This is a genomic window from Bacillus sp. JFL15, assembly GCF_001184225.1.
In the GTDB taxonomy this organism is placed as follows: Bacteria; Bacillota; Bacilli; order Bacillales; family Bacillaceae; genus Bacillus; species Bacillus siamensis.
The window spans coordinates 3,464,466-3,482,925 of record NZ_KQ236689.1; the positions used below are offsets into that span (position 1 = coordinate 3,464,466).

Annotated in this window: 1 protein-coding gene and 1 pseudogene; both read right to left on the reverse strand. The window is 51.2% G+C overall.

Going from position 1 to position 18,460, the window contains the following annotated elements; all coding sequences use genetic code 11:
• Nucleotides 1-16: 16 nt before the first annotated feature.
• Nucleotides 17-10,787 (reverse strand): annotated as a pseudogene (locus AD710_RS16965) (amino acid adenylation domain-containing protein).
• Between the two features lie 25 nt (nt 10,788-10,812).
• Nucleotides 10,813-18,459 carry a non-ribosomal peptide synthetase gene (locus AD710_RS16970; RefSeq protein WP_049628583.1) on the reverse strand — a complete coding sequence of 2,549 codons (7,647 nt, stop codon included), beginning with the start codon at nt 18,457-18,459 and terminating at the stop codon, nt 10,813-10,815.
• Between the last annotated feature and the right edge of the window lies 1 nt (nt 18,460).

Consider the following 18,460-nt stretch of genomic DNA (forward strand, 5'->3'; position numbering starts at 1 on the left):
GTTCCTCCCGCTCGATTTAGTGGAAGCTGAGTAAGTCGGCAATATCCTGCAATGCTTCCTCGGTCAGCTCCCGATCATCAAAGTCACTGACGGTTTTCTCCGTATCGGTTTTACTGAGGCAATGTTCCGACAGTTTCAGGAGAAAATACCGGCAGCTTTCGGACAGCCGTTCGATCGTATCCTGCCGGAAGCGTCCCGTTTCATAGGAAATGCTGACGGTCATCCGGCCTTTTGCCGCAATCGCGCTGATTTCAAGTGACTGCTCCCGTTTCCATGTATCCGTCACATCATCTCCGCTGCCCAAAGGAGAAAACTGAAACGCATCAGGCTGTTCCGTTTCTGCCGGATTCCCGCCGGGCACATCGAATTGTCCGAGATAGTTAAAGCTGATCTCCGGTGCTTTCCCGAAAGTCATCCCGGCAAGCTTCGGCGGTGTCAAATATTTAAGGACGCCGTATCCGTTCCCTTTATCCGGAATGCGCCGCAATGTGTCTTTGACGGTTTTCAATGTGCGAATTTCATATTCTTCAAGAGGTTCATAAGCTCCCGCCCGGAAAAGCACCGGGTAAATGGAAGTGAACCACCCCACCGTTCTGCTGATGTCCGCACCGCCCTGCTCCGATTGGCGTCCGTGTCCTTCAAGGGCAATTTTCAAAGCATCCCGCGGCGACCATTTCTGAACAGCGAGCACGGCGGAAGCCAAAAGCACATCTTGCGTATCCGTATTGTAGGCGCTGTGCACATCTTTCAACAGCGCATTTGTTTCACTTTCTGTCAATGTGAAAGATACCGTGTTCCGTTTTTCCGCAGAAGTTTCAGATCGTTCTGCCTGCTCGCAAGGAAGACTTTCTGTTTCATAGTGTTCTATCTCCCGCCAATACTCCGCCTGCTGAAGCAGCTGTCGGCTTTCAGCATAATCCTCCAGCTGCTCCGTATATGATTTGAATGACATGGTTTTCGGCGGAAGATTGATTTCTTTTCCGGAGACAGCCTGCTCATAGGCAGAAGCCAAGTCTTCCAATAAAATCCGCCATGACATCCCGTCGACGGCGAGATGATGGACGGTAAGAAACAAGTAATCTTCTGCTTCAGAGCGGAACAGCCCTGCCTGTACAAGCGGCCCGTTCTCCAAATCCATGTTTCTCTGAAGCTCTGCGACGCGGCGTTTTATAAAACGTTCCTTTTCATCCTCATCGCCTGCCGCTTCCAAAATAGTCAGGCTGTAAAGCTGCTCATCTGGGAGGCCAGCCGGTCTGTTGAAGAGGAAGAGGCCTTTCTCTCCGTCTTTTTTGCATACAAGACGCAAGGCATCATGATGAACGGTAATGGCTTTTAACGTCTTCCTCAAAGCCTCTTCATCAATTGCATTTGTTCTCGTCAGCATAACGGACTGATTAAAATGGTTTGCTTCCTTCATGTCCTGTGCGAAGAACCATTTTTGAACAGGTGACCACTTCACTTCTCCTTGTGCGGGAGCTTGGCTGACCGGCTGCCGCTCTGTACGGACATAAGGCGCCAGTTCTTTAATTGTCGGCCGGCTGAAAATATCTTTTACAGCGATCTGTTTTCCTGTCTGGTGTAATCGGGCCGAGACTTGCAGGGCTTTGATGGAATCGCCGCCAAGCTCAAAAAATGATTGATCCGCTGCAATGTTTTCAGTTCCGAGCACGTCGCTCCAAATCGCGGCCAATTCCTTTTCAATGGCGCTGGCCGGTTCTGTAAACGCCCGTCCCGTTTGCATTTTTTTCCGCGGCTCAGGAAGCGCGCGGCGGTCAAGCTTCCCGTTCGGTGTGACCGGCAGGGCCTCAAGTGTTTCAAAGAGCGCCGGCACCATATAAGCGGGCATTTCATTTCTGAGCGCCTGCTTCACCATTTCGCTTTCTGTTCCTTCTTCTGTCACGATATAAGCGCATAATTCCGTTTGGCCTGCTGATGCGGGCAGAGCAGTGACGGCTGCTTCTTTGACACCTTTTATGCCTGTTAAGGCGGCCTCAATTTCTTGCAGCTCCACCCGGTAGCCTCTGATTTTGACTTGCTCGTCCATTCGGCCGATATATTGCAGCGTGCCGTCCGGCAGCCATTTTGCCAGATCGCCCGTGCGGTACATGCGCCGGTTCTTCTGGAACGGGTCTTGGACAAAGGCTTGAGCCGTTTGCTGAGGAAGATTGCGGTACCCTCTTGCAAGGCCGGAACCTGAGATGCAAAGTTCCCCTGTTACACCGATCGGCTGCAGATGATCCCCGTTTAAAATATAAACGTGTGAATGATCAATCGGCCGGCCGATTGTAATCTCCTCATTTTGTTCTATATGTCTTGCCGCTGCAGTGGCGACGCTGTTTTCCGTCGGACCGTACTCGTTGGCAAGTTCCGTGTGAGGACAAACCGATAAACTGCGGCTGATAATATTTTGATCGACCGCTTCTCCCGCTAATGTGACAATCCGGAGAGACTCGGCATCTCCCGGCTCCAGTACGTCAAGCAGTGTACGGTACAGCACGGGAACAATAATCATGTGAGTAATGCGACAATAAGCGAGATAGTGTTTAATGGCCAGAATATCTTTCGCTTCGTCTTCAGCTAAAACCGCCACTTTCGCGCCGGAAATCAGCGGTGTGAACATACTGGTTACAAATCCGTCAAAGGAAAATGAAAAGAGCTGAAGAACCGTATCTTTCTCATTCAGATCATAAAATCCGCTCCGCCATTGAAGGGTCTGGCTGACGGATCGATGTTCGACCATAACCCCTTTCGGCCTGCCTGTTGTCCCTGACGTATAAATGATGTAAGCCAAATCCTCTGGCGCCGACAGTGACTGAATCGGTGAAGCGTCCTGTTCCTGGATATCTTCCAATGCGAGTACTTCACCTTTAAAACGATCAGGCACTTGATCTATCGCGCCCCGTACGGTAAGAAGAATCGCTGCGCCGCTGTCTGAGGTGATATATTGCTTACGTTCCTCCGGATATTCAGGATCTATCGGGACGTAGGCGCCTCCGGCTTTCCAAACTCCGAAGACTGCCGCTATTTGTTCCGGCGATCTTGGTATCACAATGCCGACGGCTGCATCAGGTCCGATCTGCCGTTTTTGCAGAGCTCTGGCGATTTTATTCGACCATTCATCTAATTCTTTATATGTGACCAATGTTTCCCCGCTGATAAGGGCCGCAGCATCAGGTGTTTTTTGTGCCTGGGTGATGAACAGTTCATGAACTGTTTTTTCCGGCAGCTGTTTATCCGTCATGCCGTTAAAATCCGCAAGAATCCGGTTTCGTTCCGGTGCTGTCAGCATATTGATCTCCCGTAAAGAGGATTCCGGTTCACGGACAATGTGTTCAAGTATCGTTAAAAAGTGGGAAGCCCAGCGTTCCATCGTTTCTTTCCGGAATAAAGCCGCGGCATATTCAAACAGAAAATGAATCTGTCCCCCGCCTTCAGAAGCCTGCAAAGTGAAATCAAATTTGGAAACCGGACGGGACATGTCCGCAGGCTGAATATGCAAACCGTCCAGAAGTAATTCCTCATGCTCCATATTTTGTACGACAAGCATCGCATCAAACAGCGGATTGCGGCTTGTGTCCCGCTGCACGCCGAGCCGTTCCACAAGCTCTTCAAACGGATAGTCCTGATGTTCATACGCTTCCAGTGCGGCCTGGCGGACTTCCGCCAAATAATCGGTAAACCGTTTGTCCCCCTTCGGCTCCGTTCTGATGGCGAGTGTATTGACGAACATCCCGAGAATCGGTTCAAGGTCTTTGTGCGGGCGCCCGGCAATCGGCGAGCCGACGATGATATCTTCCTGTCCGCTCAATCGCGCGAGCAGCGTATTGTACGCGGCGAGAAGCACCATATACAAAGTGGAGCCGTGATCGCGTGCGATGCGGTGAAGGCCGGATGCCGTTTCAGCGTCAAGCGTGCACGAGACGTTGCCGCCCGCAAAGCTTCTGACAGCCGGACGAGGCTTGTCAGCCGGAAGCTCAAGCACCGGAAGCTCACCTTCAAGCCGCTTCAGCCAGTAGGCTTCCTGCTTCTGGTATCCTTCCTTCTGCTGAAACGCCCGCTGCCAGACGGCATAGTCTTTATATTGAAGACGCATCGGCGCAAGCGAGCGGCCGGCATACAGCTCGCCGAATTCTTTAATCAAGGTGTTGACGGACACACCATCGGAAATAATGTGATGCATATCCGTTAATAAAAGATGGCGTTCGTCCGATTCTTTCACGAGAGCCGCGCGGAAGAGCGGCGCTTCATTCAGACAAAACGGCCGGACAAATGCGTCTGCTGACTTAGCCTCATCCAGCTGAAACGGCACGCTGTCATGGATGCGCTGCACCGGTTCGCCGTCAGGCCCCGTTTCAAAGGACGTTCTGAGCGACTCGTGCCGCTCCACAAGCTGCCGGAACGTCTCCTCCAGCCGGCCGCGGTCAAGCGGGCCCGTCAGTTCCAGCACTGCCGGCATATTGTAGCCGATACCGCCGTCTTCAAGCTGCTGGAGCACATACATCCGTTTCTGCGCTGAAGACACCGGATAAGTGTCCTGTGTTTTCGCCGGCTGAATCGCTTCATACGGGCTCTCTTCGAGGTCCTGAATGACCTTAGCGAGCTCTTCCACCGTCGGCCGGGCGAAGATGTCCTGTAACGGCACCTGAACGCCGAATTCCTTGGCGATGCGGGAGAGCCGTCGCTTTTAACGAATGGCCGCCCCGCTCAAAAAAGTGATCCCGGATGCCGACGGGGCCGTTTTTCAGCACTTCTTCCCAAAGGGCGCAAAGCTTCATTTCCGTAACGTTCCGCGGGGCGGTGTACGCCTGTCTGCCTGCCGCTCCGTCAGGAGCCGGCAGCGCGCGGCGGTCAAGCTTTCCGCTCGGTGTGACCGGCCACTCGCTCATCTCTATAAGCTGAGCCGGCATCATGTAGGCCGGAAGGCGTGTCGCAAGCTCCGTCCGCACGTCATCGCTTTCCCGTCCTTCGATATAGGCGTAAAGCGCGGTCTCGCCGTGTTCGGTCCGGGCAGTGACCGCCGCCTCACGAATGCCGTCAATGCGCCGGATCGCCGCTTCGATTTCTCCCGGTTCAATCCGGTAGCCGCGGACTTTCACCTGTCCGTCTGACCGGCCGAGCCATTCGACTAGCCCGTCTTCTGTCCAGCGTGCGATATCGCCCGTCTGATACATGCGCTCTCCCGGATAAAACGGATCATCGAGAAAACGCTCTGCCGTCAGTTCAGGCCGGTTCAAATAGCCCCGGGCCACCCCTGCCCCCGCGATGTAAAGCTCTCCGATACATCCCGGCGGGAGAAGCCGTTTCTTTTGATTTAAAACATACAGCCGCATGTTATGTCCTGGAATGCCGATCGGAACATTGTGAAATTCACTTCCTCGGCGTAAATCAAAGTACGAGGCTTCCACAGTCGCTTCTGTCGGTCCGTAGGAATTTGTCAATTCCGTTTTCGGCAGAAGGTCATAAAAACGGGAAACCAGGTGCGGGCCCAATTGTTCGCCGCCGGCAAAAACCCTTTTTAAGCTGGTCTTTTTGACGGACTGTTTTCTGGAATTTATATATTCCAAGAAAGCATGAAGCATAGAAGGCACAAAATGGGCCGCCGTTAAGCGGTTATTCTCCAGTGCGTTCAGTATTATTTCAGGGTCTTTCTCGCCGCCTTGCGGAAGAAGGAAAACAGAAGCTCCCGCGATCGGCCACCAAAACAGCTCCCAAATCGAAGCATCGAAAGAGTATGATGTTTTATGCAAAATGATGTCAGAATCACTTAATCCATAACGCGTTTGCAGCGAGTATAAAAAGTTTACAGCTGACTGATGTTCAACCTGCACGCCTTTTGGGCGTCCGGTAGAACCGGATGTGTAGATAATATAAGCCAATGAATCGGGTTTTACGGGAACATTCGGGTTGGCCGCGGCTTCCGGGTTTCCTGTTTGCCCGCTTTTCAGCGATATGATCTCTCCGTCAAAAAGATCTGCGGCCGAAAGTTCCGGTTCCGCAAGTAAGAATCTTACGCCGCTGTCTTTCAGTAAAAAGCGAATCCGCTCTTTCGGGTAATCGGGATCAATCGGCAGATATGCACCGCCTGCTTTTAAGATGGCGTAAATGCCGATCAGCATGTCAGGAGAACGCCGGCCCATGATGGCGGTTTTATCCTCCAGCCTTATCCCCCGCTTTATCAGCTGGTGCGCAAGCTCATTTGCCCTTTCGTTCAGCTCTTGATACGTAATCGAAATGTCGTCAGTTAAAATTGCCGGACGGTCCGGCGTTTTCTCCGCCCGCTGTTCCAACAGAGCATGAAGAGGCTGCTCAAGCGGAAACGCTGTTTTCTGCAAGGGGCTGAAATCATGAAGCAGGGACATTTCTTCTTTTTCTGATAAGACGGAAATATCGTCTAATTCCAATCCCGGATCAGCAGCGGCGTTTTCGGCAAGTGTTGCAAAAAATCCCGCCCATTTTTGAATCGTTTTTCTCTCAAACAAATCGGTACTGTATTCAAACTGGCAGTACAATTCCCCAGCGTTTTCCGAGATGTACAGCGACATATCAAATTTAGAAATCGGCAGGCTGATGTCTGCCGGCTGCAGTTCAAGCCCGTCTGCCCTAAGCTTTTGCTGTTCCATGTTCTGCAACGCAAATGTTGTATCGAACAGCGGATTTCGGGACATATCCCGCGGCACACCGAGCTTATCGACGAGTTCCTCCAACGGATAATCCTGATGTTCGTAGGCCTCAAGCGCTGTTTGACGAATCTCCTGTAAATAATCTTTAAATGTCTTGCTTCCTGCGGGGCGCGTCCTGACTGCAAGCGTATTGACAAACATGCCCAGAACGCTATCAAGATCGGCATGAGGCCTTCCCGCAATCGGAGACCCGACAATCATATCTTCCTGTCCGCTTAAACGGGCTAACAGAACGGTGTACACACCGAGCAGCGTCATATACAGTGTGCATTTGTTTTCTTTCGCCAGCTTTTTCAACTGTGCCGTATGTTTTTCGCTGATGACAAATGACACCCGGTCACCGGAAAAGCTCCGCACCGGCGGACGCGGCTTATCAGCCGGCAATTCAAGTACGGGAAGCACCCCGGCAAGACGGTTCAGCCAGTACTCCTCTTGTTTTTTGTATGTTGCGCCGGCCATGAATGATTGCTGCCAAACGGCATAATCTTTGTATTGAATCCGTAACGGAGGCAGACTTCTCCCAGCATACAGTTCACTGAATTCACGTATCAAAAGGTTGACGGATACGCCGTCTGAAATAATATGATGCATGTCAGCTAAAAGCAGGTGCCGGTCTTTTTCAATTTGGACAAATCCGGCCCGGAAAAGAGGCGCTTTGCCGAGGTCAAACGGCCGGATAAACGCTTCAGCTGATTGTTCTTGTGTAAATGCAAACAGAACCTCGTCATGAATCCTCTGCACCGGCCGGCCGTCTTTTTCTTCAAAGGACGTTCTTAGCGGTTCATGCCGCCGGATCAGTTCCTTGAACACGGCTTCTATCCTGTTTGGGTCAAACGGCCCCTTCACCTCTAAAACGGCTGGAATGTTATAGCTGACTCCTCCATTTTCAAGCTGGTGAAGGACGTACATCCGTTTTTGGGCGGATGAGACAGGATAGGTTTCTTTCGTTTCTGTTTTTTCTATAGAGGCGAACGGATTCTCTTCTGCTTCGCTGATGATATTGGCGAGTTCTTCTACGGTCGGATGGCTGAAGACATCGCTCAGCGGAATTTGCACGCTGCACTCTTTGGCTATTTTTGCCACAAGCGCCGTCGCCTTTAATGAATGGCCGCCAAGCTCGAAAAAGTGATCGTGAACACCGATCGGGCCGCTCTGAAGCACTTCTTCCCATATCCGGGTCAGTTTCAGCTCCGTCACATTCCGGGGAGCCGTGTATTGACGGCCTGCGGCGTACCCCGAAGCTTCCGGAAGGGCACGCTGGTCGACTTTTCCGTTTGCAGTGAGCGGAATCGTGTCAACAAAAGCCCATTTAACCGGAATCATATAATCAGGCAGCTCTTTCGCCAAATCGCTCCGCAGCTGAGAAGGATCAGTTGCTTGTGAGACGCTGCAGTAGGCGCATAATTCATTTTCGCCCGACTCATTCGTTTGAATCAGCACGGCAGCTTCTTTCACGGCATGATGATTTGCCAGAACGGTTTCAATTTCTTTCGGTTCAATCCGGTACCCTCTGATCTTCACTTGATCATCTGTCCGGCCGATGTATTCAATTTGGCCGTCCGCACGCAGTCTTGCCAAATCTCCGGTACGGTACATGACGGCACCCTTTCTGAACGGATCCGGCAAAAATTTCTCTTCGGTCAGTGCCGGATTGTTCACATAGCCTCTTCCTGTATTCGCTCCGGAAATATACAATTCTCCCGCAATTCCGAGAGGCTGAAGCTGTCTGTTTTTGCTGAGAATATACATCTTATTATGATGGATCGGTTTCCCGATCGGCGGGTGTTCGGGTATGTCATCTCCCGCAGAAATCGTATACGTTGAAACCACATGGGTTTCTGACGGCCCGTAATGATTATGCAAATGCATACCGTGTAAACGGAGCGTCTGCCTGAACAACCGCGAGACGGTCAGCTGCTCTCCGGCCGTAATGACATGCTTCACACAGCGGGGAAAAGACTGTGCATAATCGTCTTCATTGAAAAGCATTTTGACAAAGGCAGTCGGGAAAAATACCACTTCCGCTTTATGCTGATCGATAAACGAATACAGCTGAGAAACATCTCGTTTGATTGATTCCGGCACGATACAAAGAGTGCCGCCGCTCAAGAGTACTGAAAATAACTCCTGGTAGCAGACGTCAAATGCCACAGATGCGTACTGCAGCACATTTGTGCAAAAATCAATGTCTGTGTTCGTCAATTGGTCAGAAAGCAGGTTGGCCATATTTTTATGTTCGAGCAGCACACCCTTCGGTTTCCCTGTCGTTCCGGATGTATAAATCATATAAAGCAGGTCGTCCGCTGTATTAATGGATTGCACATTGCTTCCGTCCGCTTCTGTCCCGGCTTCTTCTATGTATGTAACTTGCAGCGTTTGTTCCGAGGGAACTGTCTGATGCCGCTCTGTTACAACATGGACGCAGCCGCTGTTTTCAATGATATAGCGGATACGCTCCTTTGGACTGCCGGGATCTATCGGGACAAAGGCGCCGCCCGCTTTTAAAATACCGAGAACGGCCGCCGCTAAAGAAGGGGAACGGCCAAGCATGACGCCTACCGGCTCCTCCCGCTTTAATCCGCGTTTTTGCAGAAGGCGGGCCAACTTATTAGCCGATTCGTTCAGCTCTTTGTACGTCACTGACTCGCCTTCATACTTGATCGCGATTTGATCCGGCGTTTGTGCGGCCTGCCGTTCAAACATCGCATGAATTGTGTCATATTCAGGCTTTTCGGTTTCTGCAGAAATTGGAGCAAGCAGCTGCTCTTTTTCCTCAGGAGTTATGATTACAAGGTTATCCGGCGTGATATCAGGTTTGTCGAGAATCTGGGAAACGATACGTGTCAAATGACCTTTGATATTTTCGATAAATTGGCGGTCATACACGTTTGAATCGTATCTCATTTTCAAATGAATCTCGTCACCCGGCGCCACCATAAGATAAAAACTGTAATTGGTTTCGTCTTCCATGCTGAAATCATGGATGTGGAAAAGATCTTTCGTATCCCCCTCGCTGTTCAGCACGTCAAGCTCCTGTTCAACCGGATAATTCTCAAAGACGAGAATATGGTCAATTAAGCCTTGTTTTACTTGTGAATTCGCTTGTATGTCATAAAGCGGATGGTAGCTGTACGCCTGCCCTTTCAAAACGTCCTTTTGCACGTTTTTGATCAGTTTTTGAAACGGGATGTCCGCTCCGCTGATCCGGACAGGGACGGTGTTAATGAACAGGCCGATCATTCGCTCGATGCCTTCAATTTCAGACGGCCTTCCTGAGATGACAGAACCAAAAACCGCATCCTCTGTCTGATTGTACGCCTGGAGCAAAATGCCCCAGAGCGTGTGGAAAATGGTGCTCAGTGTGACCTCTTCTTTCACGGCCAGCTCTTTCAGCTTGGCTGTGTCTCCTTTTGAAAAGGAAAACGTCACTTCCTCCTGTCTGCTGCCGCCGGCTTTTTTCTGTTTCGGCAGAACAGTCTGCTGCTCAAAGCCTTCAAGGTATCGCTCCCAGTACGAAGCGGCTTTTTCTTTATCTTGCTCCATCAGCCACTTGATATAGGTCCTGTACGGCACAGCGGGCTCAAGCGTTAACGGTGTTTGGCGGAGCCGCGAGGCGTATATCTGGAAGAACTCTTTCAGCACGATTCCGAGACACCAGCCATCCATAATGATGTGATGGAAACTCCATATGCATGTGTATTCACGTTCTCCGGTTTGCAGCAGCGTCACCCGCATCAGCATGTCCTTTTGCAGATGAAATCCTTTCTCACGGTCTCTTCGTTTGGCTTCTTCGATATATTTTGTTTGATCAGCCTTATTTAAATTGGTGAGGTTTTCTTCAATGATGCTGACGTTCCGCTCTTTTAATACGACCTGCTGCGGAACGGACACGTTCTGGCTGATAAAGATCGTTCTGAAAATATCATGTCTTTCGAAAAGAACATGGACGCTCTCTTCAAACACGCGGGTATCAACCTTCCCCGTGATTGAAAAGGAGGCCTGTTCGGCGTAAGCCTGTGATTCCTTTTGCAGGAGGGAATGAAAAAGCATTCCTTCCTGCATATAAGACAGCGGATAAATATCCTGAATTGCATTCTTTTTTGTCATGTTATGATCTCCCCGTCGCCTTTTTCTACAGTTCCTCGACAAAACTCGCTATGCTGTCCAAATCATCAGATGTTAACGTTTTGCTGCTAAAATCACTAACGGTTTTTTCTGATTCTTCTTTGCCGGTGCAGTGCGCCATAATATCACGCAAATATTGTTGTAAGGTTTGCAGCAGCTGTTCCATCGTTTCTTTGCGAAAGCGGCTCGGCGGATAGCTCAAACTGAAGTGAAGCTTGTGCTGTGCAGCCATCGCGCTCATTTCCACCGCTTGTTCCCGCCGCCATGTCGGCGTAATGTCGTGCCCGCTCGCAAGACCGGATAAACTGAACGTGTGCTGATCTTCTGTATCATTGAATTGCCCTAAATAGTTAAAGCTGATTTCAGGCGCTAGTCCGAACCGAATTGTTTTTTGCTCAGGCGGTGTCATATATTTTAAAATACCGTAGCCTATTCCTTTATCCGGTATTCTTCCGAGTGTGTCTTTTACTGTTTTTACCGCGGTCCCAAGTTCTGAACCGGCTGTATTCAAGTCAATGAGCACCGGATACATGGAAGTAAACCAGCCTACGGTGCGGCTGATGTCAAGCTCCGGCATGATATGCTCCCTTCCGTGCCCTTCCATCGCGATGCGGAGTCTGCCTCCTGTCCAGTCCCGTAAAGCCAAGGCTGCCGCAGTCAGAAGAATATCCTGCGTATCGGTATGGTAGGCCCGGTTGACCTGCTGCAGCAAAACGGACGTTTCTTCTTCTGAAAGTGTAATGCTTACCGTTTGCCGAATACTGTCGGCTCCCGTCTGATGCAGCGGTTTTTCATAAGGAAGTGAGGCGGCGGTTTCTTCTTCAATAAAACGCCAATAGTCTTCTTCACGCATCAGCTTGCTGCTTTTTGCATATTCTGAAAGCCTTTCTGCGTACTGCTTAAAGGAATCAGTCTTTGGCGGAAGCTGAACCGGCTGACCTTTTACGGCTTGAGTATAAGCGGCTGATAAATCCTCCAGCAAAATACGCCATGACACTCCGTCAACTGCCAAGTGATGGATGGTAATGAATAAATAATCCCCAGACCGGGTTTTGAACCAGCCGGCTTTTAATAATGGCCCTTTTTCAATATCCATCCGCTGTTGGAGTGCAGCCACCTCAGTTTCTATTTCTCTTTCCCATGAATCCGTTTCAGACAGATCCCATATATCCAAGCTGTACAGTTCATCCTTTTGGATGCCTTGATTGATTTGTCTGAGACTTCCGTTTTCTGCATTGACGGTGATCCGGAGTGCATCATGATGAATGACGAGATGCTGCAAAGCTTCTTTGAGCGGCTGTTTACGCAAAGCGTCCGAGCTGAACATCATGACGGACTGATTGAAATGATTTCTGTTTTCCATCCGCTGTGATAAAAACCAGTGCTGAACGGGGGTCCAAGGAATATCTCCTTCAACCGGCCGCTGATCGATGACTCTTTCCGCTTTCCGGATAAGAGGCGCGAGTTCCTTAATGGTCGGATGGCGGAACAAGTCACTTGCCGCCATTTTCCACCCATAGCGTCCGAGCCGCGCGGAAACTTGCAGCGCTTTGATTGAATCGCCGCCCAATTCAAAAAATGAGTCTTCAATTCCGACTTGCTTTGCGCCGAGCACTTCCTGCCAGATCGCGGAAAGCTGTTCTTCAAGCTCATGGCGGGGAGCTGTGTATGCGGTTTGAAGCGCGAGCTCCGGTTCGGGCAGATTTTTCCGATCCAATTTACCGTTCGGCGTAAGCGGCAGCCTCTCAAGCTCCATCATATAGGACGGAACCATGTAATTCGGCAGGCGCTGAGAAAGTAAAGAACGCACTGTTTCTGTGTTCATGTCCGCCTGCAGGCTCATGTATGCGATCAGTTCTTTATTGCCGGACTGTCCGGTTCTGACTGACACTGCGGCTTCTTTCACGCCGTCCAAGCTCCTCAGAGCGGCTTCAATTTCTCCCAGCTCCACCCGATAACCGCGGATTTTCACTTGATCATCCATTCGGCCGGCATACTCGATCGTTCCGTCCGGCAGCCAGCGGGCTAAATCTCCGGTGCGGTACATTCGTTCTCCGGGAACAAATGGATTAGGGACAAATTTTTCTTCCGTCAGCTCAGGACGTCCGAAATATCCTCTCGCCACACCGTCCCCGCCCGTGCATAATTCGCCGATGACGCCGATCGGCTGAGGTGTTCCCCTGCCGTTTATGATATACGCGGTTGAATTTCCGACAGGGCGCCCGATCGGGATCGAATGATCGTATGATTGTTCAATCAAAAAGCATGTCGAGAACGTTGTGTTTTCCGTCGGTCCGTATCCATTCCATACTGCAAGATGCGGCAGTGCTCCCCGAACCCGGTTGACATGGCTTGGAGACAGTGCTTCTCCGCCGATAATCAATCGTGATAATCCCGAAAACACATGTTCATTTTGTTCAGATAAATGGTTAAACAGAGACGATGTAAGCCAAAGTGTCGTTATACCGTTTTGCTGTATAAATGTTTCCAAAACATCAGAATCGAGATAGGTTTCCTGGTCACTTACATATAAAGAAGCGCCGTTTAAAAGCGGGCCGAATATCTCAAATGTCGTGACGTCAAATCCTAATGATGAAGTAAACAACAGTCTGTCTTTCGGCGTGAAATCAATATAATTGCTATTTTTCACAAGACGGATCACGCTTCTCTGTTCAACCATGACGCCTTTTGGCGCACCCGTTGACCCGGACGTATAAATCATATAGGCCAATGATTCGGGTCCGCCGAGCGGTTCGGGATTTTCCGAACTCAAGCCGGCCTTTGTTTGAATATCCTCTATGAATAAACGTTTTCCTGAAAGCGGCAGACCGTCAACTTTATCAGATTGAAGGAGAATATCAGCTTTGCAGTCTTTAAGCATCCATTCAGCCCGTTCCCGCGGCACATCGTCAGCGATAGGCAAGTAGGCGCCACCCGCTTTTAATATTCCGAGAATACCGGAAACAAGCTCTGTTGTGCGGCCGGTTAATAGTGCGACCACACTTTCCGGACCGGCGCCATTTGATCGGAGCGCCGCAGCAATTCTGTTAGCCCGTTCGTTCAGCTCTCTGTATGTCAAGATTTGTCCGCGATATACAACTGCCTGGGCATCAGGTGTTTCTTCCGCCTGCCGCTCAAATAAACGGCTGATGGTTTCGTGTTTGGGATAATCGCTTTTCGTCTGATTAAATTGATAAATGACGCGATTTGTTTCAGCATCATCCAGCACGTGAATGTCACCAAGCGGTATTGTTTGGTCTTCAATCACTTTCGTAAGAATACGGGTAAAATAAGAAAGCCATTTTTCGATTGTCTGTTTTTGATAGATATCTGCATTGAATTCAAAATCAAAGCTGATGGTGCCGTCAGACCCTTCTGCCGCATAAAGCGTGGCATCAAATTTTGCTGTTTTATGGCCGGTATCCGCAGCTTGAGTCAAATGCAGCTCATTTAAAACCAAGGATTCACGCTCCATATTCTGGAGCACAAACATCACGTCAAACAGCGGATTGCGGCTCATGTCCCGCTGCACGCCGAGCCGTTCCACAAGCTCTTCAAACGGATAGTCCTGATGTTCATAAGCCTCAAGTGCAGCCTGGCGGACTTCCGCCAAATAATCGGTAAACCGTTTGTCCCCTTTCGGCTCCGTTCTGATGGCGAGTGTATTGACGAACATCCCGAGAATCGGTTCAAGGTCTTTATGCGGGCGCCCGGCAATCGGCGAGCCGACGATAATGTCTTCCTGTCCGCTCAACCGCGCGAGCAGCGTATTGTACGCGGCGAGAAGCACCATGTACAAAGTGGAGCCGTGATCGCGGGCGATGCGGTGAAGGCCGGATGCCGTTTCAGCGTCAAGCGTGCACGATACGTTCCCGCCCGCAAAGCTTCTGACAGCCGGACGGGGCTTGTCAGCCGGAAGCTCAAGCACCGGAAGCTCACCTTCAAGCCGCTTCAGCCAGTAGGCTTCCTGCTTCTGGTATCCTTCCTTTTCCTGAAATGCCCGCTGCCAGACGGCATAGTCTTTATATTGAAGGCGCATCGGCGCAAGCGAGCGCCCTGCGTACAGCTCGCCGAATTCTTTAATCAAGGTGTTGACGGACACACCATCGGAAATAATGTGATGCATATCCGTTAATAAAAGATGGCGTTCGTCCGATTCTTTCACGAGGGCCGCCCGGAAGAGCGGCGCTTCCTCCAGACAAAACGGCCGGACAAATGCGTCAGCTGACTCGGCTTCATCCAGCTGAAACGGCACGCTGTCATGGATGCGCTGCACCGGTTCGCCGTCATGCCCCGTTTCAAAGGACGTTCTGAGCGACTCGTGCCGCTCCACAAGCTGCCGGAACGTCTCCTCCAGCCGGCCGCGGTCAAGCGGGCCCGTCAGTTCCAGCACAGCCGGCATATTGTAGCCGACACCGCCGTCTTCAAGCTGCTGGAGCACATACATCCGTTTCTGCGCTGAAGACACTGGATAAGTGTCTTGTGTTTTCGCCGGCTGAATCGCTTCATACGGGCTTTCTTCGAGGTCCTGAATGACCTTAGCGAGCTCTTCCACCGTCGGCCGGGCGAAGATGTCCTGTAACGGCACCTGAACGCCGAATTCCTTGGCGATGCGGGAGACGAGAGCCGTGGCTTTTAACGAATGGCCGCCCCGCTCAAAAAAGTGATCCCGAATGCCGACGGGGCCGTTTTTCAGCACCTCTTCCCAAAGGGCGCAAAGCTTCATTTCCGTGACGTTCCGCGGTGCGGTGTACGCCAGTCTGCCTGCCGCTCCGTCAGGAGCCGGCAGCGCGCGGCGGTCGAGCTTTCCGCTCGGTGTGACCGGCCACTCGCTCATCTCTATAAACTGAGCCGGCATCATGTAGGCCGGAAGGCGTGTCGCAAGTTCTGCCCGCACGTCATCGCTTTCCCGTCCTTCGATATAGGCGTAAAGCGCGGTTTCGCCGTGTTCGGTCCGGGCAGTGACCGCCGCCTCACGAATGCCGTCAATGCGACGGATCGCCGTTTCGATTTCTCCCGGTTCAATCCGGTAGCCGCGAACTTTCACCTGTCCGTCTGAACGGCCAAGCCATTCGACAAGCCCGTCTTCTGTCCAGCGTGCGATATCACCCGTCTGATACATGCGCTCTCCCGGATAAAACGGATCATCGAGAAAACGTTCTGCCGTCAGTTCAGGCCGGTTCAAATAGCCCCGGGCCACCCCTGTCCCCGCGATGTACAGCTCTCCGGCAACGCCCGCAGGCTGAACGGTTCCCCCACCGTCTAACACATAAAGACGGGCACCCGGAACGGGTTTTCCGATCGGAAGCCTTGTCCGTCCGCTGTCCCGTTTTCGGTCACAGACGTAAAACGCCGCATCAACCGTCGCTTCTGTCGGCCCGTAGCCGTGAATGAGCACGGTCTCCGGCAGAAGATCGGCAAACCGGTCAGCCGTAAGCGGTGAAAGAGCTTCCCCTCCGGCAAACACGCGTGTCAAGGTTTTGCCGAGGCGGATTCTTGTTTCCTCAGGCTTTGTTTCCAGCGCGTCTAAAAAGCTGTTGACCATCGCCGGAATAAAATGCGCGGTCGTCACCTTTTCCGAGGCAAACGCTTCAATCATCCGCGCGGGATCTTTCTCCCATCCGGCCGGAAGCAGATACACGGAGGCGCCGGACATCGTCCACCAAAACAATTGCCAGATGGAAGCGTCGAAAGAAAAAGATGATTTCAGCACGATCATATCCTCTTCTGTTAACGGAAACTGCCCTTGCATCCCGGATAAAAAGGCGGCGGCCTGACGGTGTTCAACAGCCACCCCCTTCGGTGTTCCCGTCGAACCGGACGTGTAAATGATATAAGCGAGCGAATCGGCATCCGCTTCTTCAGAGACAGCCCCTGTCTCCGTCTCACCTGTAAGGGCAGAAAGAGACACTTCTAGCGTCTCGCCGGAAAAACCGGGAACGGATAACCCTGACTGTTGAAGCAGGAGACAGGCGCCGCTGTCATCGAGCATATATTGCAGCCTGTCCTCCGGATATTCCGGGTCAAGCGGCACGTAGGCGCCGCCTGCTTTTAACACGGCAAGCACTGAAATCACCATCTCCGGCGAGCGTTCAGCGAGCACACCGACCATGCTTTCTTTGCGGACGCCTTTTTGGCGGAGCCAAAAAGCGAGCCTGTCTGTGTACCGGTCAAGCTCGGCGTACGTCAGCATACCGTCCGGAAAACGAAGCGCCGGACGATGCGGCGAAAGCGCGGCGCGGCGGGTAAACAGCCCGTGAAGCGTCGGAGCCGGCGGTTCAACCGCATCTGTCCGGTTAAACCCATCCAGCATATTTCTGGCTTCACACGCATCCAGCAATGCGATCTCGGAGGCGCTCATTTCAGGGTCGGAAATGACTGATTTCATCATATGCCGTAAAAAGGTTTCAATCTTCTTCATAAAAACACGATCGTATATACCGGTATCAAAGTTTAAGCGGATATAAAGAGAACTTCCCGGAATCACCTTTACGCTGCATCCGTAGTTTGTGACTTCCTCCATCGTGAAATCCTCTACCGCAAAATCAAATGAACCGGCCTGACTCACATTTTTAATTTCACGCTGGGCCGGCACATTTTCAAACACGATAATATGGTCAAACAGCGCCTGCTTCAGAGGGCTTTGCGCCTGAATGTCATACAGCGGATAATAGCTGTACGCTTCTGCTTGCAGTGTCTCCTGCTGTAAATGCCTGACGAGCTCCAGGAAAGAAAACGAACCGCTTTTTACCCGCACGGGAATCGTATTGATAAACAGCCCTACCATTTTTTCTACGCCCGCCAGATCCGACGGCCGGCCGGAAACGACAGAACCGAAAACGGCGTCTTCACAGCGGCTGACACGCTGCAGCAAAATGCCCCACAGTGCCTGAAACACCGTATTCAGCGTTGCTCCCGCCCTTGCCGCAATGTTCTTCAGCTCATTTGTCTGCTCTTCAGAAATAGTGAAAACAGCCTGCTCAAGCTCGCCGTTTGGTTCGGCGGATTTTTTCGGAAGAGACGCCGTTTGCTCAAGATCGGCAAGTCTCGTTTTCCAAAATGACTCAGCTTCTTTACGATCTTGCTTCATGAGCCATTTAATATACTTTCCATATGGCTGAACAGGCTCGAGAGACGGGAGCCGCCCGTCTCCGAGAGATTGATAGATCATCAGAAATTCCTTCATGACAATTCCGAAGCACCAGCCGTCCATGACGATATGATGGTGGCTCCAAATACAAACATAGCGTTCGGGCGCTTTTTTCAGAATGGAGACTCTCATGAGAGGGTCTGATTGCAAATCAAAGCCTTTATCTTTGTCTTCTTTACTGAACCGGTCGGCATACATGTCTTGCGCCTTCTCATCCAAATGAGAAATATCATGAAACTGAACGCGGCTCGGCCTGTTTTTTAACACGACTTGGCGGGGCTTCGCTACATTCTTATGAATAAACGTCGTACGGAAAATATCGTATCGTTCAAAAACAGCATCTATACTTTTTTGGAATCGTTCCCGGTCAAGCTGTCCGCTGATCGTAAACACTGCTTGTTCGAAGTAGGCTCTTGAGTCATGATCCAAAAGAGAATGAAAAAGCATGCCCTCCTGCATAAAAGATAAAGGGTATATATCTTGTATTTCCGGTTGCTGCCCCATT